We start from the raw sequence: 15,025 nt of genomic DNA, 5'->3' as shown, positions 1-15,025 counted from the left end.
TACATTCCGAACCCGGAAGCTAAGCCCTCCAGCGCCGATGGTACTGCACCGGGGACGGTGTGGGAGAGTAGGACACCGCCGGACAAACTTTCAATAAGGCCCTCCACTTCGGTGGAGGGCCTTATTGTATTTGCGTTTTCCCACGCCGCTTAGAATGCCGATCATGCGCCGAATCACGGGCTGGAAGAAGTACGCGTTGTGGGCGGCACTCGGCGTCGTGACCCTGGCCGCCTCCGGTGCCGTCGTGTGGCGCGTACTGGGGCCGGCAGAGGTCGTCACGACGGCGGGGACGGCGTATCCGAGTCCTTCGGTCACTCCGTCGGCCGGTGCGCTCGGTGCGCTCATCAACAGCCCGCTGATCGTCGACGAACACCTCCGGGTGTACGCCGCCAAGCGGCAGATCCAGGCCGACGACCATCCGGCGTACCGTTATGAGACGAGCCCGTTCTGGTCGTATCGGCGGTGGCCGCAGCAGCTCATCGGGTTGGTGCATCCGCCGACGGAGTCGACGTCGGGCGTACCGGTGGTCGTGGGGAGCTGGTCGGACGGCAAGCTCATCGCGATCGACGCCCGGACCGGGCAGGTCGCCTGGGAGTCCGATGGCGCGGTGCTCGGGACGGAGTACCCCGGTCGGCGTACCGGGTCTGCGGTCGTCTGGACGCCTGCGGGGTTGCTCACGGGGGTGACGACGGCCGGCAGGGGCGTCGTGGTGACGGCCAAGGACGGTCTCACCGCCACGGACGCTGCCTCCGGTGCCCGGCTGTGGAGTACGCCGGACACCGGCTGCGCCGCGCTCGCGTTCACTGTCCGCAACGAGGTGGTCGTCCCCGATCGGTGTGACACCCCGACGGTGCTGCGCCGCTATGACCTCAGCACCGGTACGCCGACCGATCTGCCGATCACGGTGACGAAGACGGCCACGCAGCCGGTCACTCCGCTCGGCTGTCGCGTCGGCGTCTCCGAGTGCGGCGGGGTGCGTACGCAGAACGCGGCCTGGATCTGGGCAGACGGTACGCCCAGGGCGGCTGCGGGCCTCAAGGGTGAGAGCGCTTGGCTGGCCGGCACGACCGCGGTCGACGCCCCGCTCGGCAATACCGCGGACACGAGAGCGCTGACCGGTAAGGACCCCGTCACGGGCGCGGTCCGGTGGACCTGGAGCGCGGTCGGGGCGGACCCCTCCGACGCCCAGATCATCGCGACGACCCCGGATCGGATTCTGCTGCTGACCCGGGCCCGGACGCTGATCGCCGTCGACCCGACCACGGGTAACGAGCTGACCCGGATCTCCGTGATCATGGATCACGACCCGAAACAGCAGTACGCCGTCGGCCCGGTCTACGCGAGCGGGGTCTACGTGGCGATCGAGCGCCTGACCATGACCGCCGCGCAGGCCGAGACCGACGACGAGTACTACTTCACCAACCGGCCGGTGTTGCTGGCCGCGAGCTGACGGGCGGCTAGAAGGCCTTTTCGGCGGCGTTGAGGAAGGTGTCGTTCTCCTCGGGCGTACCGATGGTCACCCGGACACCGTCGCCGGCGAACGGGCGGACGATCACGCCGGCCTGCTCGCACGTCTCGGCGAACGCCGTCGACCCGTCGCCCAGCGGCAGCCAGACGAAGTTCGCCTGCGACTCGGGAACGTCCTGACCCAGCTGGAGCAGCGCGTCCCGGACCCGAGAGCGCTCGGCGACGACGAGGGCGGCCCGACGGGCCATCTCCTCCTCCTGGTCGAGCGCCGCGAGCGCGGCGGCCTGGGCGGCGATGTTGGTCGAGAACGGGGTGATGACCTTGCGGACCGCCTCGGCTACCTCCGGCTGCGCCACCAGGTATCCCGCGCGCAATCCGGCCAGGCCCCACGCCTTGGACAGCGTACGCAGCACGACCACGTTGGGCCGGTCGCCGAACTCCGCCAAACCGTCCGGCACGTCCGCGTCGGTCACGAACTCCCGGTACGCCTCGTCCAGGACGACGACGACCTCGGGGCCCACTGCGTCCAGGAACTCGCGGAGCTCGGCCCGCCTGATCGGCGTACCAGTCGGATTGTTGGGGTTGCAGACGATGACCAGCTTGGTCCGCGACGTGACCGCGGCCGCCATGGCGGGCAGGTCGTGCTCGTGAGTCGCGGTGTTGGGCACGCGGACCGACGTGGCGCCGGTCGTGGCCGCGATGATCGGGTACGCCTCGAAGGACCGCCACGAGTAGACGACCTCGTCGCCGGGCAGGCAGGTGGCCCGCATGATGTGTTCCGTCATGGCGACGGAGCCGCAGCCGGCGGCGATCCGGTCGACCGCGACGCCGAGGCGGGCCGAGAGCTTCTCGCGGAGCGCGACGACGCCGAGGTCCGGGTAGCGGTGTACGCCCTGGGCGGCCTCGACGATCGCCTCGACGACACCGGGCAGCGGGCCGTAGGGGACCTCGTTGCTGGCGAGCTTGATCGAGCCCGGCACCGTCCGCCCGGGGACGTAGCTCGGCAGCGCGGCCAGGTCGGCACGGGTGAGATTCATCGCGGCCTCCTCCTTCAGTTCAATGGTGCCTTGCGATCGGGGATACGCACCACGAAGGTGCGGGCCAGCCGGTCGTGCCAGGCCAGCCGGAGGACCGAGTCGGTCGCGACGAAGAAGTTGTCGATGATCGGCAGGACGAACCCGAAGACGCCGCAGCAGACGTAGAGCAGGAACGGGTAGCCGAACAGCGACCAGCGCCGGAAGGAGCGGCCGAACGGCAGCCGTTCGGTGCTCTCCCAGGGGATGACCCGCAGGCCGAGCGCCATTTTGCCGAGCGTCTGACCCCGGCTGTGGGTCACCGGCACCTCATACGCGAACCAGAGGGCGTACGCGATCAGGGAGATGATCAGGCCGAGTTCGCCGACCTTGCTCCAGGACTGGGGGTCCAGTTCGCCCGAGCGCAGCCACTCCTGGCCCAGTGTGGCCGACTCCATGATCCACTGGAAGAGGAAGTAGCCGTTGAAGATCAGGTTCAGGACGAGCAGCGCGCCGAGGTCGATGGCGCGGGCGGCGAGCCGGCGGCCGGGCGAGGCGAGCGCGAGACCGTGCGGCGTCACCGGGCCGGTCGGCGGGAACGCGATGTCCTCGGGCCACCATGGCGGCTTCACGGGCGCGTACGGGCCGTGCGGCGGGCTACCGGGCGGCTGCTGGCCGGGGAACGTGACAGGCGGCGGCGCGACCGCGGCCTCGACCGGCTGCGCCGTGCCCGCCGGCGTCGCCGGGTCTTCCGTCTGCTGGTCGGCCCATCCTTCGCCGTCCCAGTAACGGGTCGTGTCGGGATCGGCGGGATCGGGGTACCACCCGGGAGCTACGGACATCTCATCAACCGATCTTCACTACGACGGTGCGGGCGGCCTTGTCGTGCAGGCATTGCTGAAGCGGCTTGTCCCAGAGCTGCCACAGCCCGTCGAGGTATGAGAAGCCCGGAACGAGTGCGGCACCGTGTTCGACCAGCCAGCGCTTGGCGAGCATGCCGCGCGTACGCTCGGTGGCCGGGTCCACCGGAACGATCTTAAGCTTGACCACCTTCTTGCCGATCGTCTGCCCCGACCGCCAGGTGAACTCCACCAGGTAGAGGTAGGAGACGATCAGGTTCACGATCAGGAGGGCGCCGAAGATCGCCAGGTAGCCCCAGATCAGGCTGGTGAACTCCGAGCCGTCCAGCTCGACGGTCCCATCGGCGGAGGTCTGGAGCGTGTTGACCTCGGTGACGAAGGCGTAGACCCACCAGATCAGCAGCGGGATCGCGAAGGCCGTGCCGATCGCCCCCATGATGAGCGCGTCGATCAGGTACGCACCCAGGCGGCTGAAGAAGTCGGCCAGCGGCTGCCCGTTGGGCGCCAGCGGCGGTGGCTGCAGATAGACCGGTCTCGGGTAGCCGGGCGGCGGCGCGTACCCGGGATGGGGGTATCCGGGGTGGGCCTGCTGGGGCACCGCGTACCCGCCTGCCGGCACCCCGGGCGGGGCAGCCGGCTGAGCTGGCGCGCCGGGCTGGGCCGGCACGGCCGGTTCAGGTGTGGCCGCTTCGGGTGCGGGCTCAGCGGGCGGCGACGATGTGGGTCCGGTCACGGCAGACATCCTGTCACGGCGCGACCACCGATGCCGTCGCCTGTTTCGCCCGGGATCAGGGATCTAAGGCGAATCTTGCGGAAAGATTCGACCGAGATCCCTGATCCGGCGTCTATCGGAGAGCGTCCACGGAAGGGCGGTCAGAGGTTTCCGCGGACCTCTTGCTCGCGCTCGATCGCCTCGAACAGGGCCTTGAAGTTGCCCTTGCCGAAGCCGAGCGAGCCGTGCCGCTCGATCAGCTCGAAGAACACGGTCGGGCGGTCCTGGACCGGCTTGGTGAAGATCTGCAGCAGGTAGCCGTCCTCGTCCCGGTCGACCAGGATGCGGCGCGCCTTCAGCTCCTCGATCGGGACCCGGACGACGCCGATGCGCTCGCGCAGCTCCGGGTCGTCGTAGTAGGAGTCCGGGGTGGCCAGGAACTCGACGCCGGCCGCGGCCATGGCGTCCACGCTCGCCAGGATGTCGTTGGTGGCCAGCGCGATGTGCTGCGCGCCGGGGCCGCCGTAGAACTCCAGGTACTCGTCGATCTGCGACTTGCGCTTGCCGACGGCCGGTTCATTGAGCGGGAACTTGACCTTGCGCGTACCGTTCGCGACCACCTTCGACATGAGCGCCGAGTAGTCGGTCGCGATGTCGTCGCCGATGAACTCCGCCATGTTCGTGAAGCCCATGACCTTGTGGTAGAACTCCACCCACTCGTCCATCTTGCCCAGTTCGACGTTGCCGACGACGTGGTCGACCGCCTGGAACCGGCGCTTGCCGGGGGCCACGATCGGGGCTCGCTCGATGAACCCGGGCAGGAACGGGCCGGTGTAGTTCGACCGGTCGACCAGCGTGTGGCGGGTGTCGCCGTAGGCCGCGACGGCGGCGTACCGGACCGAGCCGTGCTCGTCCTCGACGGTGGTGGGCTCCGTGAGACCGGTCGCGCCGCTGGCGGTCGCGTGGGCGTACGCGGCGTCGACGTCCGGCACCTCCAGCGCGATGTCCACGACGCCGTCGCCGTGCTTGGCGTGGTGGTCGGCGCCCGGGGCGGCGGCGTGCACCGCACCCCGCAGCACGAACCGGGCTGAGCCGCTGACCAGCACGTACTCGGCGTAGTCGCGGTAGCCCTGCTCGGGGCCGCGGTAGGCGACCAGGGTCATCCCGAAGGCGGTCGAGTAATAGTGCGCGGCCTGCTTGGCGTTGCCGACGAGGAACGCGACGTGGTCGACCGCTTTGACGGGGAAGACGTCCTGCTCATCGGCGGCCTCGTGGGCGGCCGGGATGGTCTGCGTGCTCATGGGGGTAGCCTGCGTCACACCGACCGGATGGGCAACCAGTACGGTGATCACTAGTCAAGTTGTGCAATCTGTATCGCTGAGCCGATGAGTAGGTGGACAAGATGCCTAGCGAGGTCGATGCTCTGGATGCCCGGCTGATCCGGCTGTTGAACGAGGAGCCGCGGATCGGCGTACTGGAGTGCGCCCGTCGCCTGGCGGTCGCCCGGGGCACCGTGCAGGCACGGCTCGACCGCCTGCAAGCGCGGGGCGTGATCACCGGATTCGGGCCGCAACTCGATCCCGCCGCCCTCGGGTACGCCGTCACCGCCTTCGTCACGCTGGAGATCCGGCAGAGCCGGGGACACGACGCGGTGGCTGAACATCTTGTCGCCATCCCGGAGGTCCTGGAGGTGCACACGATCACCGGATCGGGCGACCTCGTCTGCCGGGTCGTGGCCCGATCGAACGCCGATCTGCAGCGGGTGATCGACGGGATCGTGGGCTATCACGCCATCGTCCGCGCCTCGACGATCATCGCGCTCGCCGAGCAGATCCCCTATCGGGTCCTGCCGCTCGTCGAAGCGGCGGCCGCAGTAACTGGGTGATTCGCCCCAATATCACGTTGATCATGGACTGTCCGGTGGCGACACGCCGTCGAGTCAACGGTTAACTTCATGATCAACGGGCTGGTGGCGGATACCGTGTCCGCGTGGCCAAGGGGAGGTCGACCGCTTCGGGCTGGCTCGTCGCCGGTCTCCTTGTGCTGATCATCCTGGTGAGCACCGGCGTCTGGAATCCCTTCCCCGGCATCTGGAACTGGATCAACACCTCGGCCACGCTCGCCGACCCCGCGCCGAAATGGCAGGAGCGCCTCGGCGGCGTACCGGTCCACGTGCTCAACGGCGACGGCACGGTCATCGTCGAGCAGCGCGAATCCGTCGAAGGGCGGTCGCTCACCAACGGTGCGCACCTCTGGCAGCAGGAGGCCGACTGGACGGCGCTGGCCGGCTCGACCGGGCGTACCGTCGTGGTCACCGGCAAGTTCCTCGTCAAGGGCTACCGCGTGCTCGATCCGCGTACCGGCAACCAGCTGCGCAAGAACGACAAGGCCGCGGCGGTCTGGACCTTCTCCGACGCGATGATCGACGTCACCTGCCGCAACTCGCAGGACTGCGTCCTCACCGCCCGGGAGCCGGCCAGCGGTGACGAGAAATGGCGGGCCGACCTGCCCGGCGTCGGGTTCGTGCTCTTCGCCGACAACCCGGACCTGCCCGGCCTGCGCCCGTTCGAGGTCGACCAGGCCGACGGCTCGATCGCCGGGCTGAGCCGCATGCCCCGCTACCTCGGCTTCCCGATCGACGACGAGATCCACCTCGTCGACACGCGTACCGGGGAGGTGGTCAACGTGCTCAAGAACGCGAAGAACGAGCGCATCTATCTCGCCGGCGGCCGGGTGCTGCACAGCGAGGCCAAACCGATCTCGGGCGGCTGCGAACAACACCTCGTCGCCCGCGATCCGAACACCAACCGGGTCGTCTGGCGGCTCGACGGGTTCAACCTCGGCACCATCTCCGGCGCGGCCTGCGATCAGCGGTCCGAGCCGCGCGGCGCCGGATCCGCGCTGCTCGCCACCCGGCCCGACGGGCGCCAGGTCATGCTCGACGCGGCCGACGGCCGCCAGCTGCTGGTCGCCCCGGCGGGCGCGAAGATCATCGCAAGCGATGGGGTACGCGCAGTGGTGCGGTCGAAGGACGGCAAGACGCTCACGGCGTACCAGTTGGGCGAGTCCGACGTGTTGTGGAGCCGGAAGGCCGACCCCAAGGCGAGCGTGGCCGTCACGCGTACCCATATCGTGGTCTTCGATCGGAAGCCCGACCGGATCCGGGTGCTGGCGCCGGACAGCGGGCAGCCGGTCGTCGAGGCCGCGAGCGACGCGAAGGTGTTGACCCTGCTGCCGCAGGGGCTGTTGCTGGGCGACCGGCGGGATCTCGGCCTGCTGGCGTTCCCGAGCGTCCAGCCGTGAGGCACCGCTCCCGCTGGAGGCGACTGGCGGGTAGGTACTCTCATGTTCATGAGTTCCGGGGAGTTTGGGTACGCGCCGCTGCTGCCACTGGCGCCTGACGCGACCGAGTATCGGCTGATCACGGACGAGGGTGTGGACGTGGTCCGCGGTCCGGGCGGGCGCGACTTCCTCACCGTGGAGCCGGCGGTGCTCACCCAGCTGACCGCGGAGGCGATGCACGACATCGCCCATTTCCTGCGCCCGGCACACCTGACCCAGCTGCGGTCGATCCTCGACGACCCGCAGGCTTCGCCGAACGACCGGTTCGTCGCCCTGGACCTGCTGCGCAACGCGAACATCGCGGCCGGCGGCGTACTGCCGATGTGCCAGGACACCGGCACCGCGATCGTCATGGGCAAGCGCGGCCGCCACGTTCTCACCGACGGCGCCGACGAGCCTGCCATCGCGCGCGGCGTCTTCGAGGCGTACACCAAGCTGAACCTGCGGTACTCGCAGCTCGCCCCACTGTCCATGTGGGAGGAACGCAACACCGGCAGCAACCTGCCCGCGCAGATCGAGATCTTCGCCGAGGACCCCGACGGGCACCCTGACGCGTACAAGTTCCTGTTCATGGCCAAGGGCGGCGGTTCGGCGAACAAGTCGTACCTGTTCCAGGAGACCAAGGCCCTGCTCAACCCGACGCGGATGATGCAGTTCCTCGAGGAGAAGCTGCGCGCCATCGGGACCAGCGCCTGCCCGCCCTACCACCTGGCCGTCGTCATCGGCGGCACCAGCGGCGAGCACGCCCTCAAGACCGCCAAGCTGGCCTCGGCGAAGTACCTCGACGGGCTGCCCACCTCGGGATCGATGCTGGCGCACGGGTTCCGTGACGTCGAACTCGAAGCCGAAGTGCTGGAGCTGACCCGGAACTTCGGGATCGGCGCGCAGTTCGGCGGCCGCTACTTCTGCCACGACGTACGCGTCGTCCGGCTGCCCCGCCACGGCGCCTCGTGCCCGGTCGCGATCGCCGTCTCGTGCTCGGCCGATCGTCAGGCGGTCGCGAAGATCACGCCGTCGGGCGTCTGGCTGGAGCGTCTGGAGACGGACCCGGCCAGGTTCCTGCCGCACACCACGGCGGAGGACGTCAGTGAAGAGGTCGTCCACGTCGACCTCAACCAGCCGATGTCGGAGATCCGCAAGACCCTGGCGCAGTACCCGGTGAAGACCCGGCTCTCGCTGAACGGCCCGCTCGTCGTCGCCCGCGACATCGCCCACGCGAAGATCGCCGAGCGCCTCGACGCCGGTGAGCCGCTCCCGCAATACCTGCGCGACCACGCCGTCTATTACGCCGGACCGGCGAAGACGCCCGAGGGGTACGCCTCCGGCTCGTTCGGCCCGACCACGGCCGGCCGGATGGACTCCTATGTGGCCAAGTTCCAGGAGGCCGGCGGCTCCTACGTGATGCTGGCCAAGGGCAACCGGTCGCAGCAGGTCACCGACGCGTGTGCCAAGTTCGGCGGCTTCTACCTCGGCTCGATCGGCGGACCGGCCGCGCGCCTGGCCGCCGACTGCATCAAGCACGTCGAGGTCCTGGAGTACGCCGAACTCGGCATGGAAGCGGTGTGGAAGATCGAGGTCGAGGACTTCCCCGCGTTCATCGTCGTCGACGACAAGGGCAACGACTTCTACGCCGCGACGTCGCAGCCGGTGCTCACCATCGGCCGTCGCTGAGTCGCCTTGCGTAGCTCGGCTGGGACCAGTTCGGTGGGCTGAGCTGGGCTCAGCGGGCTCAGCTGAGGGCTTGGGCGATCGCGGCGGCGGCGGTGAGCAGGGGTTCGCGTACGGCGGCGGGGTCCAGCTCCCCTAGCGACACCACGCCGACGCTGGCCGAGATGCCTTCGACGCCGAGCACCGGGGCGGCCAGCCCGAACGCGCCCGGCTGCAACTCGCCCGCCGAGCGGCTCAGCTCGCCGGTGACGATGGCCTTCCCGGCCGCGCCCCGATCGAGGGGATGCCGGGAGCCGACCCGGTACGCCACGTGGAACATCGTGGAACTCGGTTCCACCACGGCGACGGCCACTGCTTCGGCCCCGTCGGCCAGGGTGAGATGCGCCGTCGCGCCGACCTGCTCGGCGAGCGTACGCAGAGCGGGCAGAGCGGCGTCGGCCAGCAGCGGTTGTGCTCGCCGAGCCAGGTGGATCAGGCCGATCCCCGGCAGGAGTCGACCGGCCGAGTCCCGGCGTACCATGCTGTGCTCGCCGAGGGTGGCGGCGAGCCGATAGACGACCGCGCGCCCGACGTTCAGCCGGTTGGCCGCCTCGGTCACGGTGACCCCGGCCGGGCTGTCCGCGACCAGGGTGAGCAGGCGCAGCCCACGATCGAGCGTCTGAGCGGTGTCCATGGCGCACAGAGTACGTTGGTCCGGTGATCACGACGGTGGCGTTCGACGCCGACTACACCCTCGTCGACCTGCTGCCCGCCGTGCTGGCCGGACTGGCCGCCGTCACGGCGGAGACCGGAGTTCCGGTGGAAGTGTTGCGGGCCGACGCCTCCGCGCACTGGGCGGCGACGCCAGAGCTGCCGGCGCGCGACATCCGGACCGCCGCGATGCGGCAGTCGCTGGCCCGCTACGGCCAGGAGGCGCGGCTGGACGATATGGCGGCGCTGTTCTTCGAGATCCGGTACGCCCAGAGCCGCCCCTATCCAGGCGTCGTCGAGCTGCTTGCCAAGCTGCGCAGCGACTTCCAACTCGGGTACGCCACGAACGCGAACAGCCGGGCGGATCTGGTCGGTCTCGGCGGGTCGTTCGCGTTCGAGATCTACGCGCTGCAGAACGGGGTTCCGAAGAAGCCGGACGCCGCCTTCTTCCACGCGGTGCTCGCCGCGGCGAAGGCCGACCCGGCGGAGGTCGTCTACGTCGGCGACACGTACGCTCATGACGTGGTCGGCGCGGCGGCGGTCGGGCTGCGGACGGTGTGGCTCAACCGGGCCGGCGATCCCGTACCCGGCTCGGTCGTGCCGGACGCCGTGATCGACTCGCTCGACGAGCTTCCGGCGGTGCTTTCTCGCTGGAACGCCGCCTGACTTCTTCATGCGGATCACGGTTACGCATGTGATTCCGCGCCAAGATCACATGCATGACCGTGATCTGCATCGACCGACGGGGTGGTGCGGTCCCGCTGTCGCTGGGCGCTTTGACTATCCTTGACGGGTGACGCTGAGACTCTTCGACACCGCAACCCGGTCGGTGCGCGACTTCGTGCCGCGCGTACCCGGCAAGGTTTCGATGTATGTCTGTGGTCTCACCGTGCAGTCGCCGCCGCACATCGGGCACCTTCGCTCCGGCGTCAACAACGACGTGCTGCGCCGCTGGCTGATCCACAACGGGCTGGCCGTCACCTATGTCCGGAACATCACCGACATCGACGACAAGGTGCTGGCCAAGGCGGTCGAGCAGGACAAGCCGTTCTGGTCCATCGCGTACGCGAACGAGGTGCGCCTAGAAGCGGCGTATCGGGCGTTGAACGTCGCCGCGCCGACGTATGAGCCGCGGGCGACCGGGCACATCCCGGAGATGATCGAGCTCATCCAGATCCTGATCGAACGCGGTCACGCGTACGCCGCCGAGGACGGTTCCGGCGACGTCTACTTCGACGTCAAGACCTACCCCGAGTACGGTGCGCTCTCCGGCCAACGGGTCGACGAGATGCTGCCCGCCGGGGACGCCCCGGACCGGTCCAAGCGGGACCCCCGTGACTTCGCGCTCTGGAAGGGCGTCAAGGCGGGCGAGCCGGAGAACGCGTACTGGCCGTCGCCTTGGGGCCGGGGCCGCCCGGGCTGGCACATCGAGTGCTCGGCGATGACCTGGCGCTATCTGGGCGCCGAGTTCGACCTCCACGGCGGCGGCCTGGACATCTCCTTTCCGCACCACGAGAACGAGATCGCCCAGTCCCGGTCGGCCGGGCTGCCGTTCGCCCGCTACTGGGTGCACAACGCGATGCTCAACCTGGGCGGCAGCAAGATGGCCAAGTCCGTCGGCAACGTGCTCGACGTCGAGGCGATCAAGCAACTCGGCGTACGCCCGATCGAACTGCGCTACTACCTCAGCGCGGCGCACTACCGGTCGATCATCGAGTACTCCGAGGAATCGCTGCGCGAGGCGGCCACCGGCTTCCAGCGGATCGAGGGCTTCATGCAGCGCGCGACCGAGGTCGTGGGCGAGGTCGAACCGTCGGTGTTCTGCGCCGAGTTCGCCGAGGCGATGGACGACGACCTGAACACGTCGGCCGCGTTCGCCGCGATCCACGACGTGGTGCGCGAAGGCAACACCGCGCTCGCGGCCGGCGAGACGAAGGCGGCCGCCGGGGCGCTGGCGAGCGTCCGCGCGATGCTCGGCGTCCTCGGGCTCGACCCGCTCGACCCGGCCTGGGCGCAGGGCGATTCGGCGAGCGGCGGCCTGCGATCCACTGTGGACGCGCTTGTCGCGCTCGCTCTCCAGCAGCGGGCCGCCGCCCGCGAACGCAAGGACTGGGCCGCCGCAGACGCGGTCCGCGACCAGCTCAAGCAGGCCGGCGTCCAGGTCGAGGACACCCCGCACGGCCCGCGATGGACGATCGGAAGTGACAAGTAATGCCCGGCAACTCCCAGCGTCGCAACGCGCGTACCACCTCGAAGAAGGGCGCGCCGGGCGGGTCGGGCGGCAAGGGCCGCGACACGCTCAAGGGCCGGGGCAAGACCCTGCCCGCTGACGAGCGCCCGTGGCACAAGGGCTACTCGGGGACCGAGAAGCTGCCCTCGAAGACCGCGTGGAAGCAGGACAAGGAGCGCAAGGCGGCCGCGGCCGAAGGCCGCGCGCCCAAGATCGGCAAGCCCGGCTCGAAGGACACCACCTGGGGCAAGAGCGGCACCGGCAAGGGCGCCCCGGTCAAGCGCACCGCCAGCCGCACTCCCGTCTCGCGCGGCCCGAAGGTCGCGCCCGGCCGCCGGTCGGCCACCCCGAAGGACGCTCCCGAGCTGCTCGTCGGGCGCAATCCGGTGGTCGAGGCGCTGCGCGCGCACGTCCCGGCCACCGCGATCTACGTGGCCCTCGGCATCGACATCGACGAGCGGGTTTCCGAGTCGGTACGCACAGCGGGCGATCGCGGCATCCCGTTGCTCGAGGTCAGCCGGGCGGAGTTGGACCGGCTGACCGGCGGCGTGCTGCACCAGGGCATCGGAATCCAGGTGCCGCCGTTCGCGTACGAACCCTTCGAAGATCTGCTGAACGCGGCGCTGGAGCAGCCCACGGCCCCGCTGCTGGTGGCGCTGGACGGGGTGACCGACCCGCGCAACCTGGGCGCGGTCATCCGATCTGCCGCCGCTTTCGGAGCGCATGGGGTGTTCGTGCCGGAACGCCGGGCTTCCGGGATCACCGCGACCGCCTGGCGCACCAGCGCGGGCGCGGCGGCCCGAGTGCCGGTCTCCCAGGTCACCAACCTGACCCGGGCGCTCAAGCAGGCCCAGCAGGAGGGGTTCACCGTCGTCGGACTGGACGCCGACGGCGAAACCGACCTCTACAACCTGGAAGCGGCGGTCGGCCCGCTCGTGATCGTGGTCGGCTCGGAGGGGCGCGGGCTGTCCCGTCTCGTCGGGGCCACCTGTGACCTGCGAGTGAGCATTCCGATGGCGTCGACGGTGGAGTCCCTGAACGCTTCGGTGGCCGCCGCGGTGACACTGGCCGAGGTCGCTCGGCGTCGCACGGAATAGTCCGATTCATCCGGGGGTAACAACACCGGGTGACAGATCTCAGGCATCGGCCGCACACCGAGGAGTCCACGGCCGACCTGGTACGCCAGGCGACCGAGCAGATCAGCACGCTCGTTCGGCAGGAGATGCAGCTGGCCCGGACCGAGCTGGCCGAAAAGGGCAAGCGCGTCGGTCTGGGCGTCGGGCTGTTCGCCGGCTCCGGCGTGGCTGTGTTCTACGCCGTCGGCGCCCTGCTCGTCGCGGCCGGACTTGCGCTCGCCTTGGTCATGCCGGGCTGGCTGGCCGCGCTGATTGTCGGCGTCGTGCTGCTGATCGTGGCCGGGGTGGAGGCACTCCTCGGCCGGGGCCAGGTCAAACGGGGTACGCCGTTGACCCCGAACCAGACGGTCGACAGCGTACGGGCCGACCTCAACCAGGTGAACGAGGCCTTCGGCGAGAGGAACTCCCGATGACCGCGCACGACATGCCCACCCACAACGACATGCCCAGGCACGACGGTCAACCGAAACCGATGAGCGTCGCGGAGTTGAGCGGCGAGATCGCGCAGACTCGGCAGGCCCTGGGCGAGACCGTCCGGGCGCTGGCGGCCAAGGCTGACGTGAAGAGCCGTGCCGGCGACTTCGTCCAGGAGACCCGGGAGCGAGCGTCGGACTCGGTCCGGGCGCACTGGACACAGCTCACCGCGATCGGCATCGGCGTACTCGCCGCTGTCGGCGCTGTCCTGATCTGGCGTAACCGTGAGGCGGTGAACTCGTGATGGTGATCCCCGACCCGCTGAGCCCGACGCGGCCCGATCCGCTGCCCGATCCGTTCCCGGTACCGGACCCGGCCCCGCTGCCGAAGCCGGAGCCGGAACCCGAGCCGCCGGCCCCGGAACCGCAGCCGGCTCCGCTGCCCGGACTGTCCGGGTAGGACTCGGCTACTCGCTGGTCCTCAGCAGTCCTCAGTAGTACTCGCCCAACGGCACGTCGCACCACTGCCCGCCGATGCGACGCAGGACGAGGTCGTGCTCGTAGTCCGGCGTCGGCCGGCCGCGCTCGACCTCGTCGGCGTAGGCCTCGGAGTCGTCCTTCGGGATGTAGCCCAGGGCTTCGCCCTCGGCCAGGGACAGGAAGCGCCGGGTGTTCCGGCTGATGCCCCAGAGCCGGCGGAACCCGGGCGACTCCACGGCGAGGCAGGCCTCGAACATGCTCGTCGCGTCGTCGGGCGACAGCCACAGCCCGAGCGAGCGGACGTCGGTCGGCTGCGGCATGCACATCCCGATCCGGGGGCAGAGCACGTCGATCCCGTACCGGTCGGCGTACAGGCTGGCCATCGCCTCGCCGGCGACCTTGCTCCAGCCGTAGAGGGTGTCCGGGCGGCCGGGCGCGTCGGCGGGGAACCCCTCCGGCGGCGCGTCGACGCGGTCGAGGAAACCCGCCACGTGGTTCGACGACGCGAAGATCACTCGGCCTACGCCGCCCCGCCGCACGGCCTCGAAGAGGTTGTACGTCCCGAGAGCATTGTTCTCCAGCACGTCGGAGATGCTGGACTCCCGGCTCTGGCCGCCCAGGTGAATGACGACGTCGGCCCCGGCGACCACGGATTCCACGGCGGCCAGGTCCGTGAGCGTGCCGGTGGAAACCTCGGCGTCCTCGCCGGGCGCGGCGGGCTCGGGCGGGACGATGTCGACCAGCCGGAGCGTTCGCCCGGGGCGGGCCAATCGCTGACGGAGGAGGCGGCCGACCTTGCCGGCCGCGCCGGTGATCACGACGGTCTGCGACATGCCGCCCAGCATAGGGCACGTTCGCCGTACTTGAACAGCATCCACATATGTGGACAGCGGCCCATTCCGCTTTAGCGGCAGCTCACCTTGCTCCGGCGGCAGCTCACCTTGCTCCGGCGGCGGCTCGCCCTGCTTTGGCAGCGGATCAGGGATATGCCGCGGATCTTGGGCCAAGATCCGC

At 69.7% G+C, this 15,025-nt stretch carries 16 protein-coding genes and 1 rRNA gene; 11 read left to right on the top strand and 6 right to left on the bottom strand.

The window, feature by feature from the left end:
- Positions 1-84 (top strand): 5S ribosomal RNA (rrf, locus tag AB0M47_RS37775); the annotation flags it as partial.
- Positions 85-163: 79 nt separating this feature from the next.
- A complete protein-coding gene (locus AB0M47_RS37770; protein WP_363422772.1) occupies positions 164-1,450 on the top strand; it encodes a PQQ-binding-like beta-propeller repeat protein in 1,287 nt (428 codons plus the stop codon).
- A 7-nt stretch (positions 1,451-1,457) separates the two neighbouring features.
- Here the strand turns inward: AB0M47_RS37770 and hisC are convergent, their stop codons facing one another.
- The 4 genes from hisC to hppD form a co-directional block, all read right to left on the bottom strand.
- Positions 1,458-2,504 carry a histidinol-phosphate transaminase gene (hisC, locus tag AB0M47_RS37765; RefSeq protein ID WP_363422770.1) on the bottom strand — a complete coding sequence of 349 codons (1,047 nt, stop codon included), beginning with the start codon at positions 2,502-2,504 and terminating at the stop codon, positions 1,458-1,460.
- 14 nt (positions 2,505-2,518) lie between these two features.
- Positions 2,519-3,322, bottom strand: a complete 804-nt coding sequence (locus tag AB0M47_RS37760; RefSeq protein ID WP_363422768.1) for an RDD family protein — start codon at positions 3,320-3,322, stop codon at positions 2,519-2,521.
- A gap of 4 nt (positions 3,323-3,326) precedes the next feature.
- The gene (locus AB0M47_RS37755; protein ID WP_363422766.1) at positions 3,327-4,073 is read right to left on the bottom strand and encodes an RDD family protein; all 747 of its coding nucleotides are present in this window, start codon (positions 4,071-4,073) and stop codon (positions 3,327-3,329) included.
- Between the two features lie 140 nt (positions 4,074-4,213).
- On the bottom strand, positions 4,214-5,353 hold the full coding sequence (gene hppD / locus AB0M47_RS37750; RefSeq protein WP_363422764.1) for a 4-hydroxyphenylpyruvate dioxygenase: 1,140 nt from the start codon (positions 5,351-5,353) through the stop codon (positions 4,214-4,216).
- A 101-nt stretch (positions 5,354-5,454) separates the two neighbouring features.
- Between hppD and AB0M47_RS37745 the strand changes: the two genes are divergently transcribed.
- The 3 genes from AB0M47_RS37745 to AB0M47_RS37735 all read left to right on the top strand — a co-directional run bounded on the left by AB0M47_RS37745 (position 5,455) and on the right by AB0M47_RS37735 (position 9,065).
- A complete protein-coding gene (locus tag AB0M47_RS37745) occupies positions 5,455-5,937 on the top strand; it encodes an Lrp/AsnC family transcriptional regulator (protein ID WP_363422762.1) in 483 nt (160 codons plus the stop codon).
- A 104-nt stretch (positions 5,938-6,041) separates the two neighbouring features.
- Positions 6,042-7,355, top strand: coding sequence for a PQQ-binding-like beta-propeller repeat protein (locus tag AB0M47_RS37740; RefSeq protein WP_363422760.1), 1,314 nt, complete (start codon positions 6,042-6,044; stop codon positions 7,353-7,355).
- 48 nt (positions 7,356-7,403) lie between these two features.
- Positions 7,404-9,065: a fumarate hydratase gene (locus tag AB0M47_RS37735; RefSeq protein WP_253758664.1), complete on the top strand. Its 1,662-nt coding sequence runs from the start codon at positions 7,404-7,406 to the stop codon at positions 9,063-9,065.
- A 58-nt stretch (positions 9,066-9,123) separates the two neighbouring features.
- Here the strand turns inward: AB0M47_RS37735 and AB0M47_RS37730 are convergent, their stop codons facing one another.
- The gene (locus AB0M47_RS37730) at positions 9,124-9,735 is read right to left on the bottom strand and encodes a helix-turn-helix domain-containing protein (protein ID WP_363422758.1); all 612 of its coding nucleotides are present in this window, start codon (positions 9,733-9,735) and stop codon (positions 9,124-9,126) included.
- A 23-nt stretch (positions 9,736-9,758) separates the two neighbouring features.
- Here AB0M47_RS37730 and AB0M47_RS37725 point away from each other — a divergent pair, with 23 nt between their 5' ends.
- The 6 genes from AB0M47_RS37725 to AB0M47_RS37700 all read left to right on the top strand — a co-directional run bounded on the left by AB0M47_RS37725 (position 9,759) and on the right by AB0M47_RS37700 (position 13,991).
- Entirely contained in the window at positions 9,759-10,418 is a 660-nt protein-coding gene (locus AB0M47_RS37725; protein WP_363422756.1) for an HAD family hydrolase, read from the top strand.
- Between the two features lie 127 nt (positions 10,419-10,545).
- Positions 10,546-11,964 (top strand): cysteine--tRNA ligase, encoded by a 1,419-nt coding sequence (cysS, locus tag AB0M47_RS37720; RefSeq protein WP_363422754.1) that lies wholly within the window; start codon positions 10,546-10,548, stop codon positions 11,962-11,964.
- Complete coding sequence (rlmB, locus tag AB0M47_RS37715; RefSeq protein ID WP_363422752.1) at positions 11,964-13,079, top strand: 23S rRNA (guanosine(2251)-2'-O)-methyltransferase RlmB; 1,116 nt, start codon at positions 11,964-11,966, stop codon at positions 13,077-13,079. The genes cysS and rlmB overlap by 1 nt, the downstream gene beginning before the upstream one ends.
- 29 nt (positions 13,080-13,108) lie before the next feature.
- Positions 13,109-13,531 (top strand): phage holin family protein, encoded by a 423-nt coding sequence (locus AB0M47_RS37710; protein ID WP_253758649.1) that lies wholly within the window; start codon positions 13,109-13,111, stop codon positions 13,529-13,531.
- Positions 13,528-13,836 (top strand): DUF3618 domain-containing protein, encoded by a 309-nt coding sequence (locus AB0M47_RS37705; protein WP_363422749.1) that lies wholly within the window; start codon positions 13,528-13,530, stop codon positions 13,834-13,836. The genes AB0M47_RS37710 and AB0M47_RS37705 overlap by 4 nt, the downstream gene beginning before the upstream one ends.
- Entirely contained in the window at positions 13,833-13,991 is a 159-nt protein-coding gene (locus AB0M47_RS37700; RefSeq protein ID WP_253758643.1) for a hypothetical protein, read from the top strand. The genes AB0M47_RS37705 and AB0M47_RS37700 overlap by 4 nt, the downstream gene beginning before the upstream one ends.
- 31 nt (positions 13,992-14,022) lie before the next feature.
- Here the strand turns inward: AB0M47_RS37700 and AB0M47_RS37695 are convergent, their stop codons facing one another.
- The gene (locus AB0M47_RS37695; protein WP_363422747.1) at positions 14,023-14,844 is read right to left on the bottom strand and encodes an NAD(P)-dependent oxidoreductase; all 822 of its coding nucleotides are present in this window, start codon (positions 14,842-14,844) and stop codon (positions 14,023-14,025) included.
- Positions 14,845-15,025 lie beyond the last annotated feature (181 nt).

The sequence above is a fragment of the Hamadaea sp. NPDC051192 genome, assembly GCF_040682475.1.
In the GTDB taxonomy this organism is placed as follows: domain Bacteria; phylum Actinomycetota; class Actinomycetes; order Mycobacteriales; family Micromonosporaceae; genus Hamadaea; species Hamadaea flava.
Note: the sequence above shows the minus strand (reverse complement) of the source record. Positions and strands in the feature narration are given on the sequence as shown.

Excerpts from the sequence above, each read along its gene's own strand:
- AB0M47_RS37770 (WP_363422772.1), top strand. The coding sequence starts at position 164 with ATGCGCCGAATCACGGGCTGGAAGAAGTACGCGTTGTGGGCGGCACTC.
- hisC (WP_363422770.1), bottom strand. The coding sequence starts at position 2,504 with ATGAATCTCACCCGTGCCGACCTGGCCGCGCTGCCGAGCTACGTCCCC.
- AB0M47_RS37760 (WP_363422768.1), bottom strand. The coding sequence starts at position 3,322 with ATGTCCGTAGCTCCCGGGTGGTACCCCGATCCCGCCGATCCCGACACG.
- hppD (WP_363422764.1), bottom strand. The coding sequence starts at position 5,353 with ATGAGCACGCAGACCATCCCGGCCGCCCACGAGGCCGCCGATGAGCAG.
- AB0M47_RS37745 (WP_363422762.1), top strand. The coding sequence starts at position 5,455 with ATGCCTAGCGAGGTCGATGCTCTGGATGCCCGGCTGATCCGGCTGTTG.
- AB0M47_RS37735 (WP_253758664.1), top strand. The coding sequence starts at position 7,404 with ATGAGTTCCGGGGAGTTTGGGTACGCGCCGCTGCTGCCACTGGCGCCT.
- AB0M47_RS37730 (WP_363422758.1), bottom strand. The coding sequence starts at position 9,735 with ATGGACACCGCTCAGACGCTCGATCGTGGGCTGCGCCTGCTCACCCTG.
- rlmB (WP_363422752.1), top strand. The coding sequence starts at position 11,964 with ATGCCCGGCAACTCCCAGCGTCGCAACGCGCGTACCACCTCGAAGAAG.
- AB0M47_RS37705 (WP_363422749.1), top strand. The coding sequence starts at position 13,528 with ATGACCGCGCACGACATGCCCACCCACAACGACATGCCCAGGCACGAC.
- AB0M47_RS37695 (WP_363422747.1), bottom strand. The coding sequence starts at position 14,844 with ATGTCGCAGACCGTCGTGATCACCGGCGCGGCCGGCAAGGTCGGCCGC.